Origin of the sequence: Aquimarina sp. U1-2, from assembly GCF_017897595.1 — a bacterium.
Lineage (GTDB): Bacteria > Bacteroidota > Bacteroidia > Flavobacteriales > Flavobacteriaceae > Aquimarina.
On sequence record NZ_JAGKIK010000036.1, the window covers coordinates 1 to 1,229 of the forward strand.

A 1,229-nucleotide genomic window follows, 5' to 3' on the forward strand; every position below is an offset into this window, starting at 1 on the left:
TATAGTACTCCCTATTTTTAAGACAGCTAGTTAAGATGTAACTTTAACGCTGTACTTATGAAAAAATCGAGAAGAAAATTTAGTCCATCTTTCAAAGCAAAGGTTGCTTTGGAAGCCATCAAAGATCAATTAACCTTACAAGAGATCGCTTCAAAATTTGATATTCATCCAACTCAGATATCGACTTGGAAGCGAGAGTTTATAGAAAACTCTTCAAAAGCTTTTGAATCTAAGTCAAAATCTGATGATACAGATAAGGAGAAAAGTGCTCTTTACAGTAAAATAGGTCAATTACAAGTTGAGAATGATTTTTTAAAGAAAGTCTTGGACAAATGAGTACTACCCACAAACGGCAAAAGGTGATCAGATCTCATCCAAGACTAAGCCTTAAACAACAATGCAAAATTTTAGAGATTCACCGTTCCGGATTGTATTATAAGCCTAAAGGTGAGAGTCCATTGAATTTAAAATTAATGGAAGCCATAGACAAACAATTTTTGGAACATCCTTACTACGGAGTAGAGAGAATGACGGATTATCTCAACTTAGATTTAGGATATCGTGTTAATGTCAAACGAATCAGAAGGCTCTACAAAATCATGGGGCTTCAGACCATTTATGACAAACCAAAGACAACCATAAAAGATAAAACTAGTTATGTATATCCATATCTATTAAAAGATCTTAAGATCACACATTCCAATCAAGTTTGGCAGACTGATATCACATATATACCAATGTATCGTGGGTTTATGTATATGGCTGCTATCATTGATGTGCATAGTAGAAAAATCTTAAACTGGAGCATCTCTAATTCTATGAGTGCAGAATGGTGTACAGAATTATTAAAAGATACCATACAACAATATGGAGCGCCACAAATACATAACTCTGATCAAGGTTCTCAATACACTAGTGAACTGTATATTGCTACATTAAAAAAACACAACATACAAATTTCTATGGACGGGAAAGGCAGAGCGCTGGATAATGTTTATATAGAAAGGTTTTGGAAATCTATCAAATATGAAAAAATATACCTAAATCCTCCAAATGGAGGGCTAGAATTATATCAAAATGTCAAAGAATATATACAATTTTATAACACCAAAAGAAGACATACAGAAATAGGAAAAGTGCCACCTGATCAAATATTTTATCAGAAAAATATGGCTTCGTAAATAATTAAAAAATACCTTTAGACTGTCCTAAGGATTGGGAGTATCATA

The 1,229-nt window shown here is 32.8% G+C and carries 2 protein-coding genes; both read left to right on the top strand.

From position 1 onward, the window contains the following. The first annotated feature begins 57 nt into the window (after positions 1–57). Entirely contained in the window at positions 58–336 is a 279-nt protein-coding gene (locus tag J8281_RS18860) for a transposase (protein WP_210199219.1), read from the top strand. Next, complete coding sequence (locus J8281_RS18865) at positions 333–1,181, top strand: IS3 family transposase (RefSeq protein WP_210199220.1); 849 nt, start codon at positions 333–335, stop codon at positions 1,179–1,181. The genes J8281_RS18860 and J8281_RS18865 overlap by 4 nt, the downstream gene beginning before the upstream one ends. The last annotated feature ends 48 nt before the right edge of the window (positions 1,182–1,229 follow it).